The 21174-nt window shown below is 69.7% G+C and carries 14 protein-coding genes and 1 pseudogene; 2 read left to right on the plus strand and 13 right to left on the minus strand.

Annotated elements, in window-relative coordinates; translation table 11 throughout:
* Nucleotides 1-8: 8 nt before the first annotated feature.
* Nucleotides 9-785, minus strand: a complete 777-nt coding sequence (locus H2Q94_RS11960; protein ID WP_243794681.1) for an SDR family oxidoreductase — start codon at nt 783-785, stop codon at nt 9-11.
* Nucleotides 786-1272: 487 nt separating this feature from the next.
* Here H2Q94_RS11960 and H2Q94_RS11965 point away from each other — a divergent pair, with 487 nt between their 5' ends.
* Nucleotides 1273-2247: an alcohol dehydrogenase catalytic domain-containing protein gene (locus H2Q94_RS11965; protein ID WP_243794682.1), complete on the plus strand. Its 975-nt coding sequence runs from the start codon at nt 1273-1275 to the stop codon at nt 2245-2247.
* A 141-nt stretch (nt 2248-2388) separates the two neighbouring features.
* The gene (locus H2Q94_RS11970) at nt 2389-3183 is read left to right on the plus strand and encodes a formaldehyde-activating enzyme (RefSeq protein ID WP_243794683.1); all 795 of its coding nucleotides are present in this window, start codon (nt 2389-2391) and stop codon (nt 3181-3183) included.
* Nucleotides 3184-3218: 35 nt separating this feature from the next.
* Here H2Q94_RS11970 and H2Q94_RS11975 read toward each other — a convergent pair whose 3' ends face one another.
* From H2Q94_RS11975 to H2Q94_RS12025, 12 genes and pseudogenes are all read right to left on the minus strand, one after another.
* Nucleotides 3219-4040 (minus strand): SAM-dependent methyltransferase, encoded by an 822-nt coding sequence (locus tag H2Q94_RS11975; protein ID WP_243794684.1) that lies wholly within the window; start codon nt 4038-4040, stop codon nt 3219-3221.
* A gap of 291 nt (nt 4041-4331) precedes the next feature.
* Nucleotides 4332-5672, minus strand: a complete 1341-nt coding sequence (gene fxsT, locus H2Q94_RS30470; RefSeq protein ID WP_258718687.1) for an FxSxx-COOH system tetratricopeptide repeat protein — start codon at nt 5670-5672, stop codon at nt 4332-4334.
* Between the two features lie 65 nt (nt 5673-5737).
* Nucleotides 5738-7354: pseudogene (gene fxsT / locus H2Q94_RS30475) on the minus strand (FxSxx-COOH system tetratricopeptide repeat protein); the annotation flags it as partial.
* A 15-nt stretch (nt 7355-7369) separates the two neighbouring features.
* The gene (locus H2Q94_RS11985; RefSeq protein ID WP_243794685.1) at nt 7370-8677 is read right to left on the minus strand and encodes an aKG-HExxH-type peptide beta-hydroxylase; all 1308 of its coding nucleotides are present in this window, start codon (nt 8675-8677) and stop codon (nt 7370-7372) included.
* A 462-nt stretch (nt 8678-9139) separates the two neighbouring features.
* Nucleotides 9140-10384: an FxsB family cyclophane-forming radical SAM/SPASM peptide maturase gene (locus H2Q94_RS11990; RefSeq protein ID WP_243794686.1), complete on the minus strand. Its 1245-nt coding sequence runs from the start codon at nt 10382-10384 to the stop codon at nt 9140-9142.
* Between the two features lie 10 nt (nt 10385-10394).
* The gene (fxsA, locus tag H2Q94_RS11995; protein ID WP_243794689.1) at nt 10395-10592 is read right to left on the minus strand and encodes an FxSxx-COOH cyclophane-containing RiPP peptide; all 198 of its coding nucleotides are present in this window, start codon (nt 10590-10592) and stop codon (nt 10395-10397) included.
* A gap of 62 nt (nt 10593-10654) precedes the next feature.
* On the minus strand, nt 10655-12190 hold the full coding sequence (locus H2Q94_RS12000; RefSeq protein WP_243794691.1) for a chloride channel protein: 1536 nt from the start codon (nt 12188-12190) through the stop codon (nt 10655-10657).
* Complete coding sequence (locus tag H2Q94_RS12005) at nt 12187-15648, minus strand: tetratricopeptide repeat protein (protein WP_243794693.1); 3462 nt, start codon at nt 15646-15648, stop codon at nt 12187-12189. The genes H2Q94_RS12000 and H2Q94_RS12005 overlap by 4 nt, the downstream gene beginning before the upstream one ends.
* Nucleotides 15645-16655, minus strand: coding sequence for an AAA family ATPase (locus tag H2Q94_RS12010; protein ID WP_243794695.1), 1011 nt, complete (start codon nt 16653-16655; stop codon nt 15645-15647). The genes H2Q94_RS12005 and H2Q94_RS12010 overlap by 4 nt, the downstream gene beginning before the upstream one ends.
* 31 nt (nt 16656-16686) lie before the next feature.
* Entirely contained in the window at nt 16687-18582 is a 1896-nt protein-coding gene (locus tag H2Q94_RS12015) for a VMAP-C domain-containing protein (RefSeq protein WP_243794697.1), read from the minus strand.
* Nucleotides 18579-18917: a CU044_2847 family protein gene (locus H2Q94_RS12020; RefSeq protein ID WP_243794699.1), complete on the minus strand. Its 339-nt coding sequence runs from the start codon at nt 18915-18917 to the stop codon at nt 18579-18581. The genes H2Q94_RS12015 and H2Q94_RS12020 overlap by 4 nt, the downstream gene beginning before the upstream one ends.
* A gap of 951 nt (nt 18918-19868) precedes the next feature.
* The gene (locus H2Q94_RS12025) at nt 19869-21170 is read right to left on the minus strand and encodes an MFS transporter (RefSeq protein ID WP_243794700.1); all 1302 of its coding nucleotides are present in this window, start codon (nt 21168-21170) and stop codon (nt 19869-19871) included.
* Between the last annotated feature and the right edge of the window lie 4 nt (nt 21171-21174).

Consider the following 21174-nt stretch of genomic DNA (forward strand, 5'->3'; position numbering starts at 1 on the left):
AGTGCTGATCAGCGGGTCAGGTAGCCGCCGTCGACGGCGAGCACCTGCCCGTTGACGTAGTCGGACGCCGCGCTGGCGAGGAAGACGGTGGCGCCCATCAGGTCCGCGACCTCGCCCCAGCGTCCGGCGGGGATGTGGTCGAGCACCCGGCTGCTGGCCACCGGGTCGGCGCGGGTCTGCTCGGTGATGGCGGTGGCGAAGTAGCCCGGTGCGATCGCGTTGACCTGAATGCCGTGCTGGGCGAGTTCGTCGCAGTAGGTCTTGGTGAAGCCCACGATCGCGTGCTTGGTCGCCGCGTAGGCGGGGGACCACTGGCCGCCCAGGAACGAGAACAGCGACGCGATGTTGATGATCTTGCCGGATCGCTGCGCCGTCATGAACCGGGCGGCCTCCCTGCTGAGCTCGAACGGGACGGTGAGGTTGACGTCCAGCATCGGGTCCCATTCGGCCCGCCCGAACTCGGCGACGGGCGCGGTGCGGCAGATCCCGGCCGAGTTGACCAGGATGTCCACCGAGCCGAGCCGGGACACGCAGGACTCGATCGCGTTCCGCGGGCCGCCGTCCTCGGTGAGATCGGTGGGCAGGAACTCCATCCGGCGCCCGGCGGCTTCGACGAGCTCTTCGGTGGCCCCGCCGTCGTCGAGCACGCTGGGCACGAACACGTCGGCCCCCGCCTTCGCCAACGCCAGCGTGAACGCCTGCCCCAGTCCGGTGTTCCCGCCGGTGACGACGGCGTTCCTGCCGGTGAGGGAGAACGCGTCCAGCGAGAAGTCGCGAATGTCCATTGGTCGCCTTTCCGGTTTCCGGGGTGTCAGGTAGCGGGGTGCGAACTGCTGCTGATCAAAAGAATTCGGGCACGACGATTCCGGAGTCCGGCGGGAACCGGCTCCGAGCGCAAAAAAAGAGAACAGTCCCCGGCGTGAGCACGGGTCGCTGTTCTCTAGGTCTCTAGCAACCACCCGCAGGAACTGCGGGCACATCTGAAGTTGGCGCGCCCGAAGGACGTGCGACCACGCTAGCCAGCGCGTTCGACCGCTGTCAAGGCCGTGCCCGCCGATGGCCGGGGCCGTGCCTTCGGGACGATTCCCGGGCGCGCTCTTGACACTCCTGCGTCGATCCCCACAAACTTCCGGCGTCACGCCGGAATTCGTTCCACATCTGGAACGAATCACTCAGCCCTCCTCCGGACGATCCCCCCTCGTGCTCTGACGGCCGCCTGGGCCTTTTCGCGCCCTTTCCCGCCGTCGTCCCTCGACATGAAAGCGAGCGGTCATGCGCGTAAAAGCTGCCGTGCTGGAGCAATACGGCGACCCACTCCGACTCCGGGAACTGGAACTCGACGATCCGGGTCCGCGCGAGGTCCTGGTGCGGATCGCCGCCACCGGCGTCTGCGCCAGCGACGCCCATACCCGAGCCGGCCGGATCCCGTCGCCGCTGCCGGTCGTGCTCGGGCACGAGGGAGCGGGCGTGGTGGCGGCCGTCGGCTCCGAGGTCACCCACGTCGCGCCCGGGGACCACGTCGCGCTGTCCTGGATGCCCAGCTGCGGGCGCTGCCGGCATTGTGAGAGCGGGCGACCGGTGCTGTGCACGGTCAGCGCGCCCGCACTGCTCGGCGGGACGCTGATGGACGGCGGCGTCCGGATGCGCGACGAGGGCCGCGACGTGCACCACTATTCGTTCCTGTCCACCTTCGCCGACCACGCGGTGGTGCCCGCGGCCAGTGCCGTCCGGATCCGCGCTGACGTGCCGCTGGCGGTGGCCGCGCTGGTCGGCTGCGGGGTGCTCACCGGGTACGGCTCGGTGGTCAACCGCGCCAAGGTCGCGCCCGGCAGTTCGGTGCTGATCTACGGTGCCGGCGGGGTGGGGCTGAGCGCGGTGATGGCGGCCTGCAACTCCGGTGCGCTGCGGGTGATAGTGGTGGATCCGAAGGCGGACAAGCGCGACGGCGCCACGGCGTTCGGCGCCACCCACGTGATCGACCCGGGCAGCCAACCCGTCGTGGAGACCGTCCGCGCGATGACCGACGGGCTCGGCGCGGACGTGTCCATCGACGCGGTCGGCGGCGAAGGAGTGCTGGGGGAGGCGTTCGACGCCACCGCCACCGGCGGCACGATCGTTTGTGTCGGCGTGCCCGGCCCGGACGCCTACGCGGCGGTGCCGGGTGCGCGGTTCGTGCGCGAGGAGAAGTACCTGACCGGCAGCCTCTACGGGTCGAGCCGCCCGGGCAGGACATCCCGGCGTTGCTGAACCTGTTCGCGGCGGGGCGGCTCCCGGTGGACAAGCTGATCTCCCGGACGTATCCGCTGGAGCACATCAACGACACCTTCAACGACATGCTCGCCGGGGAGCTCCGGCGCGGGTCGTGGTGCTCGACGAGGCCATCGCCTGGTGAGCGGGACACCCGCGGCCGGCCCGCGTGCCCCGGCGGTGGCGCAGGCCTTCCTGGTGCTCGGCGAGTTGGCCGAATCGCGGGAAGCGTTGCGGCTCAACGAGATCCTCCGGCGGGTGGACCTGCCGAAGACCACCGTGCACCGGCTGCTGCGGACGTTGGTGGACGTCGGCGCAGTGGTGCACCGGGCGGGATCCGGTACCTACACCGCCGCAGGCGGAGAATCGGCGTCGCCCGGAACGCGGCGCAACGCGATCGGACGGCAAGGAGAGCACATGAGCACGACCCGCCAGCTGGACGGCCGCATCGCGCAGGGATGGGGCGGGCGGAAACCCAACGGCTGCCACGTCAACGTCGTGCTGGCCGACCGGGGCAGCCCGACCGCTGCCGCGATGGTCACCACTTACACCGCTCCGGCGGAGGGCTTCACACCGATCCTCGTGTCGGTCGGCCAGGACCAGCCCTCCTACGAGACGCTGAACCCGCCGACGCTGATGATGAACAAGACTCCCGCGGATCCCGGGCTCATCGCCGGGGCCTGCCAGCTGGGCATCGCCCAGGGAGTTCTCGACGTGGTCGCCGCGGGAACCCTGGTGGCGAACCAGGAAACGCTGGTGTTCGTCTCGATCTGGCTCGACCCGGACGCCGACGACGAGACGGCGGCGAAGAACTCCAGCCGGGAAGCCACCCGCAACGCGGTCGGGGAGGCCACCACCGGCCGCGACCCGGCGGCCGTCCGGCGCCTCGTCCTCGGACGCGACCAGCTCACCCACCCGTTCTACCGAGGGGACTGAGGAGCCCGTTCAGAACGATCGCCGGACACGGGTGTTCACGGCTTGCGGGCGACTCCGGCGAGGACGATCTGGTCGACCGGTTGCGCCGGTGCGACATGGGGGCCGTCCGGCCACCAGTCGCGCAGCAGGGTCAGGCCGGGTTCGACGAGCTCGAGCCCGGTGAACAGCCGCTCGATCTCCTCGCGGGATCGGAAGTTGGCCGATCCCATCGAACTGTTGCGGAAGGTCTCGGAGATGTAGCGGGCGATGTCGCTGCCCTCACCGCCGTCCGCGGGGTCGTGCCAGTGGGTCAGCGCGACGTAGGAACCGGAGGGCAGGGCGTCGACGTAGCTCCGCATGATCTCGTGCGGACGCTGCTCGTCGGTGACGTGGTGGATCGTCGAGCACTGGATCAACGCCAGCGGCTCGTTGAGGTCGAGGTTCTTCGAGATCCGCGGGTCGGCGAGCAACTCGGCCGGTCGGGTCAGATCACCCTCGACGAAGTGGGTGCGGTCGTTCTCCTCCATGAGCGCGCGGCCGTGCGCGGCGACGATCGGATCGTTGTCCACGTACACCACGGCGGAGTCCGGGTTGAACCGCTGCGCGGCCTGATGCGTGTTCTCCTGCGTGGGCAGACCCGACCCGCAGTCGAGGAACTGCTTGATGCCCGCCTTCGCCAGGAAACGCACCACCCGGATCAGCCACGCCCGGTGCTCCTGCGCGAAGGCCAACGTCTGCGGGATCTGCTCGATCACCGCACCGGCGACGGCCTGGTCCACCTCGTAGTTGTCCTTGCCACCGAGGAAGACGTCGTACACCCGCGCGATGCTGGCCGTCGACTGGTCGATTTCCGGTTTCGCCGCTCGGCCCGCACTCACTGCCTTGCCCTCGTTTCCGCCTCAGTATCAAATCAAGCCACGTGTGAACATACCCGCCGGTTCGGCACACCGATACGACGACCGGGTCGTGATGTGCGCCGCTTCGCCCGGAACGCGTTCGGCTGCTTCCGCGCCGGTTGGACGCAGTAGCCCATGCAGAGCGCTCTTTGAGTGGCGCATTGTGCCGTGGTGGAACCACTGAGGTTCGGTTCGTCGATCGCCGCGCCACCGCGGACGTGCGCCGGAAGAAGGTCGACCTCCGCACTGGGGATGCCAGGTGCGGTTCGGGCGCTACATCGGTGGTGGTTCGGTGTCGAAGTCCAAGCGAGCTCGGGCCGTCGCCGCGACGGTTTCCGGGTGGTCCGGTCCCAGCACCTGCGCGTACCGGTCCAATGTGTCCAGTTCCAGGGAACGTGCTTCGACGCGTTCGCCGAGGGTGCGCAGATCCATCGCCAGATTGGACGCGCAGGCGAGCGCGCACGGGTGATCCGTCCCTCGGACTCGCCGGAACCGCTGCAGGACGTCCTCGTCGAGGTGCCGGGCGCCGGGCGCGTCATCTGCCGCGTGCAGGCTGCTGGCGAGGTTCGCGGCGGTTGCCAGCGTGTGCGGATGGTCTTCGCCGAGCACTTCCCGGAACGTCGCCCAGGTCGCCTCGCCCAGCTCGCGGGCGCCCGGATCCCCGTTCAGCCGCAGCGCGATCGTCAGGTTGTTCGCCCCGCACAGCGTGTACGGGTGGTGCTCGCCCAGAACCTGGCGGAACCGGGCGTGCGCGTGCTCGGCCCGTGCCCTCGCCTCCACTTCGTCGCCGATCATGCAGAGGTCATTGGACAGGTTGGTGACCGCCGCCAGCGCCTCCGGATGGTACGGGCCGAAATTTCGCCGGTGCAGGTCCAGGGACTGCCTGGCCAGCGTGGTCGAACGCGCGTAGTCGCCTGCTTTGCGGACCGACACCGCCAGGTTCTTCAACGCTCGCAACGTGTCCGGATGATGGTCGCCGTACACCCGCCGGTACACGGCGTAGGTGTTCTCCTGCATCTCGACGGATTCGGCGTACCGGCCGCACTCGCGCAAGTCCCGGGCGACGTTGTTGATGGAGAGCATCGTGGGCTGCCGGGTGTCACCCTGGCTGCGCCTGCGGCGCAGCGCGGTGTCCTGATCCAGCTCCAGCGCCGCCTGGAAATCGCCCATCATCCGCAGCGAAACGGCGTAGTTGTGCGCGGCCCGCACCGTGTGGGCGTCGTCCGCGCCGAACGTGCGCCTGCACCGTTGCAAGCTGTCCTGGTCCAGCTCGCAGGCACCGCGCCAGTCGCCGAGCTGGCGCAGATCGGCGGCCAGGCCGTTGGCAGCCCACACCGTGGTCCGGTGGTTCGGGCCGAGCTGAGTGCGCGCGTAATTCAGGATCTGCTCGTCGATCTCGCGGGCCGCGTCGCGTTCGCCGTTGCTGCGCAACGCATTGGCCAAGTGCATGTTCAGCGTGTTCAGCTCCTCGGCGTGCTCGCCGAGGACGGGGCGCCAGCCGGCCACGGCCTCAGCGGCGAGATCGCGGCTCGCCTCGAACTCGCCGCGCCGGTGCCGGTAGCGCACCAGCTGGATGATGAGCTTCCGCACCGCCGGATCATCACTGCCGTGCACCGCTTCGGACGGCGCCAGGTGCGAGGTGAGTGCGGCGTACCGGTCCCAGGCCCCCGATCATCCGGGTCGCCGGGAGCCGCGGCCGCGAGCAGCTGCCGCGCCGTGCGCTTCAGCGCTTCGCCCTGCGCATCGGGCAGCAGGTTGCGCAGCACGTCCTGCACCACCCGGTGCATCTTGATCGTCTGCGTCTCGGGCGCATCATCCCGGTGGCCGATCTTGGCCAGCGCGTACTGCCCGATCTCGTGCAGGATCTGCCCGCGCAGCACCGGATCCCGCAACTGCGCGTGCAGTGGGGACGGCAGTTGCACCGGCGATTCGCCCTGCTCACCGATGAAGAAGCTGATCGGAATTCGGTCGGGGCCGAGGAACGCGCACAGCCGCAGCAGCTGCGCGGCGGCCGGCCGAGAATCGCGAAGGCGGTTCATCGGCATCGCCCACGCCATGACGACCTCGCGCTGGTAGAGGATCGCCGGCGCCTGGTCCAGGAGCTTCGGCAGGTCGGTCTCCGCCAGCCGCAGGTACTCGTCCACGGGCATCCCGGTGGCCTGCAGCCACGCACCGGCCGCTTCGAGTGCGAGCGGCAGGTCGCCGAGTCGTTCGGCGACTCGGTCGGCCTCCGCCTCGGACAGGCGCGGAGTGCGGCGTCGCATGAAGCGCACGCTTTCCGCCCGCTGGTAGACATCCACTTCGAGCACCTCGGCGGTGGCACGCCAGTCGATGTTCCGGGACGTCACCAGCACATGTCCTTGACCGGCGGGCAGCAGCCGGTGCAGCCCGGCCGGGTCGCCGGCATTGTCGAAGATCAGCAGCCAGCGCCGATGGGGGACTCCCCGGCGCAGTGCGTCCAGCGCCAGCTGCACCGTTTCGCCCAGGTCGTCACTGATCGGCAGGTCGAGCTTCCGGGCCAGCTGGGCCACGTCTTCGCGCGCCACGGTGGGGTGCTCCGCCCGGACGTACCAGACGATGTCGTAGTCGGTGGCGAACCGGTGGGCGTACTCGATCGCCAGCTCGGTCTTGCCCACGCCTCCCATGCCCTGCACTGCGCTGGGCACCACCGCCGCGACGGAGGTCGTCATCCGCTCGCGCAGTGCCAGCAACGCGTGGTCCCGCCCGGTGAAGTTGATGTTCCGCGGCGGAACGGACCCCCACACCGCGGGAGGTTCACCGGGGAACCGCACCGACTGGCGGAACTCACCGGCCCGCGCCTCTCCGGCATCCGCTCCGGTGACCCGCTCGATCAGCAGGCGCCGCGCCGTTTCCTCCGTGGCGTCCGAGATTTCGACGAGAGCCAGCGGAGCCGGCAATGCGGGAACGTCACACGGCCCGACCAGAACGGGAATCAGCCGGGTGAGCTCGTCGCGGAGCGAAGACAAAGCGGCGGACCAGTCCGCGACGCGGAGTTCCCCGGCTCGCAGACAGCCGTCGCTGAACAGAACGACAGTGCGTTCCGCGCCCGCCAGATCGGCTCGCAGCGTGGCGGCGAGATCCTCGCCGGGACGGGGCTCCCACAAGTCGAGCCTTGTGCTCAGGCCCGCGCGGCTGAGCTGGTGACTCACCCATTCGGCCCATAACCGATCAGCTCCGACGTAACTGATCCGCACCGGTCCAGGCGGGTGCGTGTCGGGACCGGTGCGCCCTGGGCTCGCGCCGGCCTCGCCGTGCACCGCGTCGTCGGAAGTCATGGAGATCCCCCTTGATCACCGTCGTGCGCCTGTTCGTTCACCGTCGCCGGCCCGCTGCGCCGCCTGCGGATCACCCCGTTGAAAGGCCGACGTCGCAACGAAACCCGCCGTTTCCTCGTCGCGTACCGCCGGAGTGAGCCATGCTGCCAGATCGATCGGATCGACCACCTGATCCTCGCCGGAGATCCGCCGATGAAGCGCGACGGCGACTTCCGGCACCCCGGCCAGGGAGGTGGCCGCCGCGCGGTGTTCGTCGAGACGTCGTGATGCCAGGGCCAAGCCGATCCAGGCCTCGATGCTCTCCGGGGCCGCGGCCAGTTCGCGGCGGTGCCCCTCCAGCGCGGTCCGGGCCGCGGCCTGGCCGGAAGACCCGGCCGTGGCATCGGGCGGATCGCTCCACATCCGGACACCGTCGATTCGATCGGTCGCGCACCCTGGCGGACATGGGCGGCCCGCGTGCCACGCTTCGATCTTCCGGTCCAGTTCGGCAGGGAAGGGGCTCACGTGGGTCAGGCGCCAGCGGACCCGGTGTGCGATGGCCGCGTCGGCAGCGGCGAGGGCCGCTTCGCGCGGCACGGCATCCGCGGCCATGTCCGACAGGGTGGCGGCAATGGCCGCGGCGAAGCGCTCGCCGTGCTCGGTGAGCGCCCCGCTGCCGCGCAGCAGCCGGAGTGCGAAGCCGGTCTGCTCCCGCCAGAAGGCGAACTCGAACTCCGCACGTGGCCGACCGGCGGCGTCGGCCACGTGGCGATGCCTCCGCCAGAACATCGCCACGCCCAGGTGGGCGTAGATGCCGTGCAGCAGAGCGGTGGGCGGTCGCGGATCTTCCCGCCACGGTGCGTAGAAGGCCGTGCCGGACGCGGAATCGCACAGCGCCAGCAGGTCGAGCAACGCCCCCAGCTTCGTGTGCTGGAACTCGTGCACCAGAGCGGCCGCGCAGGTCGGGGCATCCGGGGCAGCGACATGGCGATCGCCCGAACGACTCCGAACACGTCGCACTGCGCTGCCTGCCGTGCCCGTCGATCGGGACCAGGGAGCGCAACGTGCGGGCCATCGCCTCGGCCTGCTCGGTGTGGTGACGGCGGAGCAACCGCCAGGCGTCGCCGAACGTTCGCCGCCACCGTTCGGCGTCCTGCCCGGACAACCTGCGCAACAGCGGAAGTCCTTGGTAGGTCCGGAACGGGTCGAGGTCGTCGAGCAGCACGTCGAAGCCCGCCTCCGCCCGCAGCCGGTGAACGCCGTGCCACCCTGGCGCGGCGTGTCCGGGGTCGGCGGGGACGGTGACGGTGACCGCGTGCGCGACGATCGCGAGGCCGTCCCCATCCGCTCGCACCGTCGCAGTGGCCACTTCCGGCCCCAGCCGCGCGCTCCCGAGCGCGGGCAGTGCGACTACGCCTTCACGAACCGGCACCGGGATGCGGAACTCCAAGCCCGCCCCGGCGGCGACCATTGCTGCCAACGCGTTGAAGTAGCCGAGGTCCGCGTGCGGCACCGTCCCCTTGCGCAACGTGCGGAGGCAGTGCGTCGCCCAGGTTCCGACCTGCGGGTGCAGGACCAGTCGCGCGGTGCGGTGCGGGTCGCGTGCCTGAGCGCGTTCGAGGAGTTGATACGCCTCGTCCAGCCCGATGCTTTCGCGATCCGCGGCGGGCACGGCGTCCATGACCATCCGGATCAGCAGCAGATGTTCGCTGAACTGGCTGGCCCGCAGCACGGTGAGCGCCGCCTCGTTCCCGCCCCCGGCGCCGAGACTGTCCAGCGCTTCGGCGGACACCCGGTGCCGGGCGCTCATCCGCACGCCTGCCGCCGGGCGAGCCCCCGCAGGTCGGCGCTCACTCGTTCCCGAATGTGGCCGATCAACCGGAACATGTCGGCGCAGTACACCGTCCGGTTCCGGAAGCCGCTTCCTGCCTGGTAGCGGTGCGGGTAGAGGCCGCCCCCGCACACGTCGCGCACCGCGCACCGCTGGCAGGTGTCGCTCAACGCGGCCCGGCCGAGCTGCCTGGCGGCGATCGACGGGTGCAGCAGTGCGTCGTCGAAGGAGTTCGCGGCCACGTTGAGCGTCGTCTCCGACGCGCCGGCATGGGCGGACTTCAACGAGTCGACCTGCTCGATGTCGCCGTCGGTCTCCACCACCACGAGGGCGGCCGGAGACAGTCCGACCGACTCCACACCGCTGGCGCCGCCCAGCAGGAGGTTCAGGATCTCGTCGAACAGCCGGATTCCGGTCTGCCGAGCGGGCGCGGAATACCAGTGGTCGAACACGGCGATCAGCCAATCGGCGTAAGGGGTGATCGTCGGGTCGGCCGGTCGGCCCGGCGGCCGGGTCGTCCAATTGCCGTGGGGCAGCAGGAAGTCGACTACCGGTGGTGCGTACTGCAGCAGCGCCTCGTAGGTGGCGACGGGGTCGTTGGCCAGGTCGATCGCGCACAGCAATCCGGAGAACAAGTCCTGATACGGGGGCTGTGCCAGCAGCTTCAGCCCGCGTTGCACGTCGGGGTGGCTGCTGCGGCCGTCGCGGTACCGCCGGTGGCGATCCGTGGCGCTGCGCCCGCCGTCGAGGCTCACGCCCACCCGGATTCCGAGTCGGGCGAAGGTGTCCAGCGAATCGCGGCTCAGCCGGGAACCGTTGGTCTGCACGCTCGCGGCGACTTCGGTTCCCGGACCGACCGCGCGCCGGATCTCCGTCACGGCCGACTCCAGCCGCCGCACTCCCGCGAGCAGCGGTTCACCTCCGTGCAGCACCACTTCGACCTGCCGCAAGCGGTGCTTCTCGGCGTGTTCGGCAATGCGGGAGGCGGTCCGCCGCACGGTTTCCGCGGGCATCACCGCGGGGCGGCGGCGCCAGTTCTGGTCGGCCATCTCGTAGACGAAGCAGTAGTCGCAGGCCAAATTGCAACGGCTGTGCGCCTTGAGGACGAACTGCCGGAACGGCACGGGCTCCCAGCCGTTCGCCCGGAGGTCGCCGACGTCGAGGGAGGCCGGCCATTCAACGGTGGTCGGCGCGATGGCGGAGTCCATGTGCGAGGTCACCGGCTTCGGCTCAATTGGTTCCGGGGAAAAAACTGGACGAAATCGAATTGTCGAATGCCGCGAGCACTTCCGGGGCGTCGTCCAACTCGCGCAGCTTGCGGCGAATGGCATAGGACAACACCGAATCGTCGAGCGACCGGAGCCGGTCCAGCGGGACTTCGGTGAGGTCGATGAGACCAGACTCCGGCTCTGGCACGTCGCCGTCCATACCCGCATGGTACCGGCCCCGCATTCGGGACGTGGGAGAATTTCGCTGGTTTGAAAAGGAAATCACGAGTCGGCGAGGGTGGTCGCCGGTCGACCGGTGGACAAGTCCGCACGGTCGCGGGGTTGGCTCGGATAGAGGGTTGTGCTTCCCATGACCAGGGTGGCCGCGGCGATGGCGATCATGCCGGGGAACAGGGTGTCGGACGTGCCCGCGAGTTCGGTGACCATCACCGTCAGAGCGACGGGTGCGTGGATGGCGGAGCCGAGGCACGCGGCCATGCCGACGATGACGAACGGAACCGGTCCGGACAACGGGATCCCGGCCATGTCGGCCAGCCGCCAGAACACCATTCCCACCGCCGCGCCGACCACGATCCCCGGGCCGAACACCCCCGCGGAACCGCCGGATCCGACGGTCAGCGACGTTCCGGCGATCTTCGCCACCGGCAGCAACAGCAGCACCCAGAGGGATGATCCGAGCACCCACTGCTCGTTGAGCCCGGACTGCACGAGGCCGTAACTGGTGCCGAGCACGTCGGGCAGGGCCAGGCCGAGCGCGCCCACGGCGATACCGCCGATCACCGGCTTGAGCAGCGACGGCATTTTCCGTCGTCGCTTGAAGAACGCGGTGGTGCGGTGCAGCGCCCAGCAGTAGCAGCGTGCCACCGCGCCCGCGATGATCCCGAGCAGCAGGAACAGCGGCAGCTGGGCCAGGCCGATCGGGTCCGTCGACTGGTCGCCGAACATCGCGCCGTAACCATGCACGGCACCGAATTCCACGTAGGCCACGACCGACGCGATCAGCGAAGGCACGAGCATTTCCGCGGCCATGTCGCGCCGGTACAGCATTTCGACACCGAGCAGCGCGCCGCCGAACGGCGCCCGGAAGATGGCCCCGACTCCGGCGGCGAGTCCGGCGGCGACCGCGATCTTCGCCTCGGCCGGGTTGAACCGGAACAGCCGTGACAGCACGGAGCCGAACGCCGCGGAGATCTGCGCCGCCGGGCCTTCGGTCCCGCCGGAGCCGCCGGAGCCGAGGGTGAGGGCCGAGGCCGCCATCTTCACCACGGTCACCCGGCCGCGCATTCCCAGCGGATCGTGGTGCAGCGCGCCGATCGCCGCGTCGGTGCCGTGCCCGCCCGCTTCCGGCGCCAGCCATCGGATCAGCAGCGCACTGGCCAGTGCACCACCGGCGACCAGCAATGGCACGACCCACGGCCGATCGATGTCGCTGCCCGCCGTCAGCGGTCCGTCCGCGGCGATCGATGTGGGGTGGTATCCGGCGAGGTGGCCGAGAGCGCCCGTGGTGACGAGTTCGAGCAGGCTGTACAGCGCGATCGAGCCGAGCCCCGCCACCGCGCCGATCACGATGCTCGCCGGAACCCATTTGACGAGGTACGAGCGGTTCCACACGGTTCGCAGCAGCCGCCCGGCCCGGTTCTCCCGGGAGGTTCCGGCGCTGGTGTGCGGGCGGGGGCGGGGCGCCGATTCCGCTTCCACGGATCCGGGTGCGGCGGTGGGCAGCAGGGCCGCTTCGATTTCGGCCGTGCCGGGAGCGTCGGGAACGGCCGCGGTGTCCTTGTCGGGTGCGCCGCTCACGTCCATCTCGCCAACTTCGTGCGGCTCTTGATCGTGTCGGGGTGTTCCGGGCCGAGCACTTCGGTCTGGCCCCGCAGTACTTCTTCGAGTTCGCGGCGGGCTTCGGCGGACCGGCCCAGCCGCATGAGTGCGCGGGCGTGTTGGAAACTCGCGTTGAGCGTCGCGGGCTCGTGCGGGCCGAGGACCCGCCGCAGCATGTCGAACGCCTCCGCCAGGGTGCTTTCGGACTGGACGGCGTGCCCGGCCCGCAGCAGTGCCCTGCCGAGGTCGACCCGCGCCGCGAGCGAGCTGGGGTGTTGGTGGCCGAGCAGTTCGGCGTGCTCGTCGATGACGGTCCGGGTCTCGTAGATCGCGTCCTCGACGGGCAGACCGTTGAGCAGGCGGAACTCGGTCAGCAGCAGCCGGCACCGCAGGAGGTCGCGGTCGCCGGGCCGGGAGATCTCGATCGCTTCGCGAATCGCCGTGATCGCGTCGCCGAGGTCGAGCTGGCCGGTGCCGATTTCCGCCCGGGTCCGCAACGCGGCGGCCAGTTCGATGAGGCATCGGACGCGTTGGCCCGGCTCGTCGGCGGGCGCGAAATCAGCGGCACCCCGGTACGCCTCGATCGCTTCGAGCAGGTCGAGCGGGTCGCCTTCGCTGTCGAACCGGGCACGCACGGCGGTTCCCAGCTGTTCAAGGTAGGTGGCGTGATCGGGGTGGCGGGGCGGGATCGATTCGAGGGCACGCCTTCCGGCGCGCACCGCTCGGTGCACGTCGGCGGAGTTGCGGCTGTGGGCGAAGCGGGTCAGCAGCAGCCGGGAAACGGCGAGCAGGCTGTCGGCGTGGACGGGTTCGCCGACGCGGGTCGCTTCGGCGACGCCGGCGTGCAGCTCGACCGCTTCGTCAAGGTCCGTGGTGTCGCCGACGTGCAGGAATCGAGTCGCCAACGCGCTCGATAGCGCTTTCGACGAGTGCAGTCGCTGTTCGCCGGAGGCCGCGATCGAGACGGCCTGCCGGTAGAGGTCCACTGCTTCATGGAGATCGTGCAGCGAGCCGCGGGATTCGAACCGGGTCCGCAGCAGGTCGGCCAGCCCGAGCCGGAATCCCCACCGTTCGGGGGCGTCGGTCGCCGCGGCGACCGCTTCTCGCTGCGCGTCGAGGGCCGCGGAAAGGTCGCCGGGCGAGCCGATGTGTTCGAAGCGTGTCCGCAGGTTCGTAGCGAGATCGGCGAGGGGACGCGGTCCCGCGGAGGGCTTCGCGAAGGCCACTGCCTGCTGGTACATGCTCACCGCCTCGTCAAGGTCACTCAGCGTACCGGTTCGATCGAACCGCAGTCGGTGGGCACGCGCTAACGCTGTGTAACGATTTGATCTTTCCTGGTCGTCGGGTGCCGTGAGCTCGACGGCTCGGGACAGCAACCGGACGGCCCTGTTGAGGTCGTTCATGCCGGCGCTGCGGTGGAACCGGGCCAGCCGCAACCGTCCGAGGTCGTCGCACAGGTTCGTCTCGCCGGAGACGTCCCGCTGTTCGGCGGCGATGTCCAGCGCCTCCTCGCCGATGGCGAGCGCCTCGTCCAGATCGGCCCGCGCGCCGGTCAGCGCGTACCGGAGGCGCAGCGTCCGAACCAGTCCGGCGAGTTGGCGCGGCTGCTTCCCGCCGATGACGAGTGCCCGGCGGTAGAGGAGGATCGCTTCGGCCACGGCGGCCGACTGGTCACCGCCTGTCGGAAGGCTGCCGGGATCGGGGGACGCCGCGTCCGCCCGGTCCTCCGGTTCGCGCCGTTCGGCCCAGGCTCGGGCGGACAGCGCGTCCGCCGCGGCCACCAGGTCGGAGACCTGATCCGGGCCGGGTTCGGAGGTGTCCGGCGACGGACGGCCACCGTCCACTGTGAACAGTTCGGTGAGATCCCGGAACGGGCCGCCCAAGCGGGCCAGCAGCGCCGCAGGGAGAGAGCCGAACGCCGGGCCTGCGCCGATTGATCCGTTGGCCGGAGCTTCGGCCGGTCCTGACAGCGCGGCCCGGAACTCGCGGTGGCTCAGCCCGAGCCGGTCGGCGAAGTACCCGGACAGTGCGATGCGCAGGTTCCGCGCTTCGCTGCGGGCGAGATGACCGGCGAGTTCCGCGTGCACGCCGTCAACGAACTCGTAACGGGTCTCCGGCCCGTCCGGTGCGATGCGGAGCATGCCGCTGAGCAGTACCTCCGCCAAGTGACTCGGGCGGGAGGCGGGCAGCATGATCCGCTGCACCAGCCGCATGATCGGAAGGTTGAGCGGGACCGCGGTCAAGTAACCGGCGAGCCGGAACGCGTCCGGAGTGGCGCCGCGTCGGAAGTACCGGACGCGGTCGACCGGGTGGGCCGGTGGGGGCCGCGTCGTTTCGATCGGAACGGATCCGGTGCGGGCGGCGGCGAACGTCACCGCACTGTTCATCGCGCCGCCGGTTTCCGATCCGACCAGCCGCGTCCAAGGACGCAGCCAGTCCGGTTCGATCTGCAGGATCGGCACTGGTGCAGTGCCGGGCGGCACTTTGCGGCGCCGGTCGTGCGGCGTGAACCGCAGGTGCGCGTTGCTCGTACCGGCTTGGGCGGACCGCAATCGCCCGTGTACGGGTTGAAGCCCGGTGCGTTGCCACATGCGCTGGGGAAGTGGCTGCAGGATCGCCACGGGCATCGTCTGAGCCCAGTGGTACAGCAGGTCACCCGCGGTGCCGTCGCGCCACGGCGTGCCGACGCAGTCGCTGATGACCAGGATGAGGCGGCGCTGAGTCGGATCTGTCAGCTCCGCCGGCGCCCGCAACCGCTGAGAGCCCGTAGTCCCGCAGCTCAAGCCCAGCTTGCCGGTCGACGTGGAGTGCAGCGACCAGGTCCGCACATCGCGGAACGCGCCCAGGTTCTGCAGCACTGACCGCAGTTCGCCGACCAGCGGCTGCCAGGGGCGCATCGAGGGTTCGGCATCAACGACGAGCGCCACGTCCAGCCAGCGGCCGGTGACGGGACGCAGCTCCGGTGACCACACACCGGACTCGGCGATGCGGTTCGCGGAGAGTTCCTCGGCAACGACGAGGTGGCGGGGGTCGGGTACCCGCCGCTTCAGCAACCGCAACGCCCGCCCGAGCGGGAGTTTTCCCGGAAGTGCGTCCGCCGCGGGCAGCATGATCGACTGGCCGTCGGCCGAGCCTGCTGAGCCGCCTGGCTGCGGCAAGCGCAGCCGGTGAGTGTTCGGCGGGGCGCCGGCCTGGCCCGCGGCCGAAGCGGTGGCCGGAACCGGACTCGGCTGCTCGGACGCCGCCGTTGCGGCGGCCTCGACGCCGTCCTCGGCGCCATCGGCGCTCGGTGCAGAACGTTCGGCATCGGTGCTCCCGGTGCCGGTGCCGGTGCCCGGCGTCAGGTGCTGGGCGAGCCACAGCGCCTCGGCCACTTCCCGAGGCTCGGCGCTGACGCCGGCATCGGTCAGCGCGCCGACCAACCGGGACAGGTTCATGTCTCGTCCGCGTCGCTTTCGAGGTGTCGCATGATCAGATCTGCGAGCTGCTCGCGGCTCGAGTTCCCGTCGACAGCCGCCGCCGAAGTCAAGTAGAGGGCGTTGAGCAACTGGTCAGTGGCCAGCGAGCCGCTGTTGCGGCGTTCGGCGAAACGGTCGATGAGGTCCTCACCGGCCGCTTGTGCCGCCGTTCCCAGGTGCGCTTCTACGATTCTGCCGAGCTGTTCGGAATCCGGTTCCCGAAGCTCCAATCGCAGGCAGCGGCGCAGGAAAGCCGGTGGGAACTCGCGTTCGCCGTTGCTGGTGAGCACGATGAACGGGAAGGCTCGGCAGCCGACGTGGCCGCGGTGCACGGTCGCCTCCCCGCCGTCGGCCGTCTGCACTGCGACGTCCGGGTGCTCGCTTGATATCCGGCGCAGCTCGGGAATCCGGTATTCGCCTTCCTCGAAGATGTCGAGCAGGTCGTTCGGCAGGTCGATGTCGCTCTTGTCGATCTCGTCGATGAGCAGCACACGCGGCCGCTCGTACGGCAGGAGCGCGGTGCCCAGCGGCCCCAGGGTGAGATACCTGCCGATGTCGGGGTCGTCGGCGCCTGCTTCCCGCCCCTTGAGACCGGCTTCCCGCAACCGCCCGATCGCGTCGTAGTCGTACAGACCTTGCTGAATGGTCGATCGGCTGGTGATGGGCCACCGGAGCACGGGGCCGAGCGCCAGTTCGTGCGCGACGGCGTAGGCCAGCGTCGTCTTCCCGGTGCCGGGCTTGCCGGTGACCAGCAGCGGCCGCCGCAGGTACAGCGCCGCGTTGATCAGCTCCAGCTCGTGCTCGCGGGGCCGATAAGTCACCGCCCGCCGGTGGTCACCGAGTCGGCGTGGCGCACCGGGATCCTGGTCGTGGTGCGGGACGACCGGCGGGCCGCCGTTGAACGCCCGCCACGGCGGGGGGTCCGGCAGGCGGAGGACACCCGCGTGCGGATCAGCCGCACCCCGGTAGATCCACCAGTTCTCCACGTTCGTACTCCCATCCAAAAAGCGGCGAGGGTCAACCCAGCGGGATCAGCGGTTGCGATTCCGGTCTCCGTCCGGCGTCCCACAGGAGGACGACGTCCCGGCCGCAGTGCTCGGTTCCGTTCTGCTGGGCGGCGGCATTGCGCAGGTCCTTCACCGCATGCGGGAGTTGCGAAACCCGCCTGGCGGCCAGCCGTTCGCTCAGGTCATCGCGGAACCGTTTCCCCGCGCAGGGCTGCATCGCGCCGCCGGAGCCTGCGTGATCCTCGCACCGGGGGCGCCGCCACACCGCGACGCGGAGACCCGCGTACAAACCGACCTCCAGGGCGTCTCGGGCCGACGCCGTCTCGGGCGGCATCGTCAGCCCGAGCGCGGCGTGGTTGGAGGACTCCTCGAACCAGGAGTAGAGGGCTTCCTGATCCCTGGCGTCCTCGCAGTGGATCCAGTGCCAGGGAACGGAGTCCTGCTCCGCCAGCCACTTCCAGCGGTCCTCGCCGCGGCGCAGGCTGTACGGGTCCTCGTCCGTGCTTAACGCGCGCACGATCACGGGGTGGCGTCTGCCCAGTCGGGCGAACTTCCGATTGGGCCAGATCTGCCAGTCGTCGACGCCTTCGTTGAGCAACCGCTGCGGCAGCACGAACTCGACCATCACCTCCGCGCCCCCGTCCAGCCGGTTCAACGCGCCCGGTAACCGGCTCTTCAACTCCGCCCACGCTTCCTGCAGCGGCCGGGGGGCTTCGTCGGCGGCGAAGACCTCGAAGTCCTCGTCGCCCCGGTAGAGCCAAACCGTGCACAGGTAGCGCTCCTGGCCGAGCGCGCTCGGTTCGAGCATGGCGATGACCGCCGTCGACTCCGCGGCCGGTGAGCCGAGTTCCGGGGGTGTGTATCGGGCGAGTTCGGGCCGCTGGCCGAGTCGTACGGCGATGCGCTGCGCCCAGCTGTGGAGACCGTCGGCCACCTGGGCTCGCGTGCAGCGGTGCGCGGTCTGCTCGGCGAACACCAGCAGCGGATGCAACCGGCCTCGGTTGGCCACGGCGATGTCGTCCAGAGCCTTGATGAGATCGCGCCAATCGAGCAGCTGCGTTTCCACGCGCGGCGCGTTCGGCCCGCAGGCGAGCCGGTATCTGGCGTTGAGGTCCTCCGGCGGCGGCAGTTCCGCCAGCAGCCCGCGGAGTTCGGTGATCTCAGTGGGTTTGAGCAGCGGCTGGAGCCGGTCGGGATGGACGATCGCCGCGGGATCCAGCTCGCGCGGCCGCCGCTCGGCCAGCACGTCCAGCGACCCGGGCCACGGGCCGCGTGCCGCGTGGTAGCGGTCGTGCTCCCGCCACAGTTTCCGCCAGAGGTCGGTCGGGAGATCGCGCAGTGCCTGGACGGGCACCGCGACTCCGCCGTGCGGCATGTCGCGTGTGCGGGCGGTTTTCACCACGCCGCACACGGCCCCCGTCGTCAGGTCGATCACCGGAGCACCGGACATGCCGTCGGGAAGTTCGTCGCCGCTGATCCGCAGCAGTTGCTCGGTTCCCAGCTCGATCCGCCCGGGTGAGGTGAGCTTGGCGGGGCGGCGTTCCGCGCTCGGGCCGTAGAGCTTGGCGTGGCCCACGGCGAGCAAATCCGCGTCGTAGCCCGGAAAGAGCTCGTCGAGCCATACGCACGGCCCGTCGATGGGCGCCGTCACGATCGCCAGGTCGGGGTGCGGCCACACCCGCTGGTCGCGGTCGGCCCGCGGTCCGGACCAGCGCACCGAGCCCTGGTGCTCTTCGCCGTTCCAACTGATCGTCACTGGGCTACCGGCCTGGCCGTCCACCACGTGCGCGCAAGTCAAGACGTAGCGGGGCGCGATGAAAAATCCGGTGCCGCCGCGCATTCCGGGACCGGACAGGCGGACCACGCATTTCTGCAGCTGCTCTTGCAGTTCGGCGGCGCTGGTCATGACGTGCCCGGTTCCGCGCGGGTGACCGCGCCCTTCCAGGACAGGGTGATCTTCAGCGTGGCCTTGGCGCCGGCTTCGGCGAGCACGCTCACGAGTTTGCCGCTCTTCCCGGAGATCTCGATGCCGAACTCGACCGTCACGTCATCGGGCTGCGCGTGGCGCAGACCTTGGCGGATGGTTCCGGCCACGCCGCGCACGGTTTCGGTCAGCCCTTCCAGTTCGAGCGCACCGATCTTGTCCGCGAAGCCGACGTCGACGGGGCCGTCGTCATCGACGGCGACCCGTGCCCACACGACTTCCCCCGTGGGCAGCCGGACTTCCATGACCTCGGACAACTTGTTGCTTCCTTTCGGCCGCGCGCCCAGTGCGGATCACGGTACCGAATCGACGCGACGCGCAGAACCAGAATGAACAATTCGGCCCGCTGCGCGCAGGAATGTCGCGATTTCGCCTTGAGGTGCCCTGAACCGGGTGAATTCGACGTTCCGGCTTACCACGATGGGATGCGACGGTCTGCCCTGAACGGCGGTTGCGCGGCTCTGAAAACGTGCGGGTGATCGTCCATTGCGCGACTCGCTGCGCCGATGTCCGCTTGTGATCGGGAGAGTGGGCCGGTCCGTTGTTCGCACGACCCGAGTCGACCGCGTAGGTTCGCAGGACTCCGCTGGCGCTTGCCCGCGTCCGTGCCGTGACGCGCTGGAAGGTTCGTGAGTGACGTTCCAAGAAGGCATGTTCCCCCTGCCTTGTTCCGCAAGCTGCGAAGCGTCGGCCTGGTCGACAAGGGCGATGACGGTAGCGTCCGCGGGAACCCGCCCAGCCCCAGCGGGCCGTGGCCTGAGTTGTGCCAAGCATCGCAGGGAGCACAAGCCGCAGGCGATGTTCCGAAGTAGGCCTTCGGGATGATTTGCCTGGCGAGCAGCGGAATCTCAGCGGCTTGCTCGCTGCTCCGTCCGGTGCGGCCGCGATTCTGGCATATGCCGATGCGCGGCGAAATCGCCGTCCTCGAGCGGAAGCCGCAGAGAACCCCCCGGTTGTCGGTTTGCTCTGGTGGCTGCTGTTCAGGCGGTTCCGCCGCCGACAACACACTGATCCGAAAACATTCTGCACGGACTTGAGTCGCACGACGTTGAGAGTCTCGGTATCGCGGTGAAGCCGCGGGCCGACGTACGGCGACGTTTGTGAGTTTCCGGTTCCATGGCCGCGTGTCGCTCATGACCTGATCACGTGAGCGGCCGGCGGCCGGATCGAGGCCGCCGGCCGCCGCCGGGCTCAACAGGGGGCGTGCGTCAGCGTTCGGCGACGCGTTCGACGCGGCCGACCAGCACGACGTAGGACAGGATTCCGAGCAGCGTCACCGCGGTCATGTAGGTGAAGGCCGGGGTGAAGCTGTCCTTGGTGACCAGGACGCCGATCACGATCGGCGTCGCGATCGACGACAGGTTGCCGATGAAGTTGAACATGCCGCCGGTGAGCCCGAGCAGCCGTTCCGGTGCGAGTGCGGACACCAGCGACCAGGTGATCGAAGCGAGCCCGTTGCCGAAGAACGCCACCGACAGGAACACGATCACCAACGTCGTCGAGGCGGTGAAGCTCGCGCCGACGATCAACGTGCTCAGCACCAGCCCGATGACGATCGGCGCTTTGCGGGCGATCCCGAGCGAGGTGCCGCGGCGCAGCAGGAAATCCGAGACCAGGCCCGAGACGAGCACCCCGACCAGGGCGGCTGCGAACGGCAACGCGGCCAGGAACCCGGACTCGATGTAGTCCATGCCGCGGTATTCCACCAGGTAGGTCGGGAACCAGGTGAGGAAGAACCACAGCGTTGACGTCAGGCAGAACTGGCCGAGGTAGATGCCCCACAGCTTCCGCCGCCCGAGCACCGTGGCCAGGTCACCGCGAGTGATCTTGGCGCGTTTCGGCTGCTCGTCGACCAGGTCGACCAGGCCGCCGCCGGAGCTGATCAGCTCGACTTCGGCGGCGTTGGCCCGCGACTCGCGCGGTTCCCGGTAGGCGAGGTACCAGATCGCGCCCCAGATGATCCCGACGAGGCCGGTGAGGATGAAGACCCAGTGCCAGGACACCGCGGCCTGCAACCAGGACAACACGGGGGTCAGCATGGCGAGACCGATGAACTGCCCGGAGGTGTAGAAGCCGATGGCGGTGGCTCGTTCCCGCTCCGGGAACCACACCGTGGCGACCCGGCTGTTGATCGGGTAGGCGGGTGCCTCGAACGCGCCGACCGCGAGCCGCAGCACGATCAGCGCGACGAAGCCGCCGACCATGCCCATGAACAGCGTGGCCAGCGACCACAGTCCTAAGCACAGCGGATAGAGCACGCGCGGGCGGATCCGGTCGACCAGCCAGCCGCCGGGCAGCTGCATCGCCGCGTAGGTCCAGCCGAACGCCGACAGCAGCAGGCCCTGCTGGGACGTGGACAGGTCCATCTCCTCGGCGATGGCGGGCATCGCGATCGACAGGTTCGAACGGTCCAGGTAGTTGATCACGACGGTGCCGAACAGCAGCACCGCGATGAGCACGCGGACGCGGGAGGCGGACCGTGCGGTCGCCGTCGTGGTGGTGTCGGCCATGTCG

The organism is Saccharopolyspora gloriosae (genome assembly GCF_022828475.1).
Taxonomy (GTDB): domain Bacteria; phylum Actinomycetota; class Actinomycetes; order Mycobacteriales; family Pseudonocardiaceae; genus Saccharopolyspora_C; species Saccharopolyspora_C gloriosae_A.

Coding starts and splice junctions, on each gene's coding strand:
- H2Q94_RS11960 (WP_243794681.1), bottom strand. CDS start 785: ATGGACATTCGCGACTTCTCGCTGGACGCGTTCTCCCTCACCGGCAGG.
- H2Q94_RS11965 (WP_243794682.1), top strand. CDS start 1,273: ATGCGCGTAAAAGCTGCCGTGCTGGAGCAATACGGCGACCCACTCCGA.
- H2Q94_RS11985 (WP_243794685.1), bottom strand. CDS start 8,677: ATGGGGACGGCCTCGCGATCGTCGCGCACGCGGTCACCGTCACCGTCC.
- fxsA (WP_243794689.1), bottom strand. CDS start 10,592: ATGGACGGCGACGTGCCAGAGCCGGAGTCTGGTCTCATCGACCTCACC.
- H2Q94_RS12005 (WP_243794693.1), bottom strand. CDS start 15,648: ATGAACCTGTCCCGGTTGGTCGGCGCGCTGACCGATGCCGGCGTCAGC.
- H2Q94_RS12015 (WP_243794697.1), bottom strand. CDS start 18,582: ATGACCAGCGCCGCCGAACTGCAAGAGCAGCTGCAGAAATGCGTGGTC.
- H2Q94_RS12025 (WP_243794700.1), bottom strand. CDS start 21,170: ATGGCCGACACCACCACGACGGCGACCGCACGGTCCGCCTCCCGCGTC.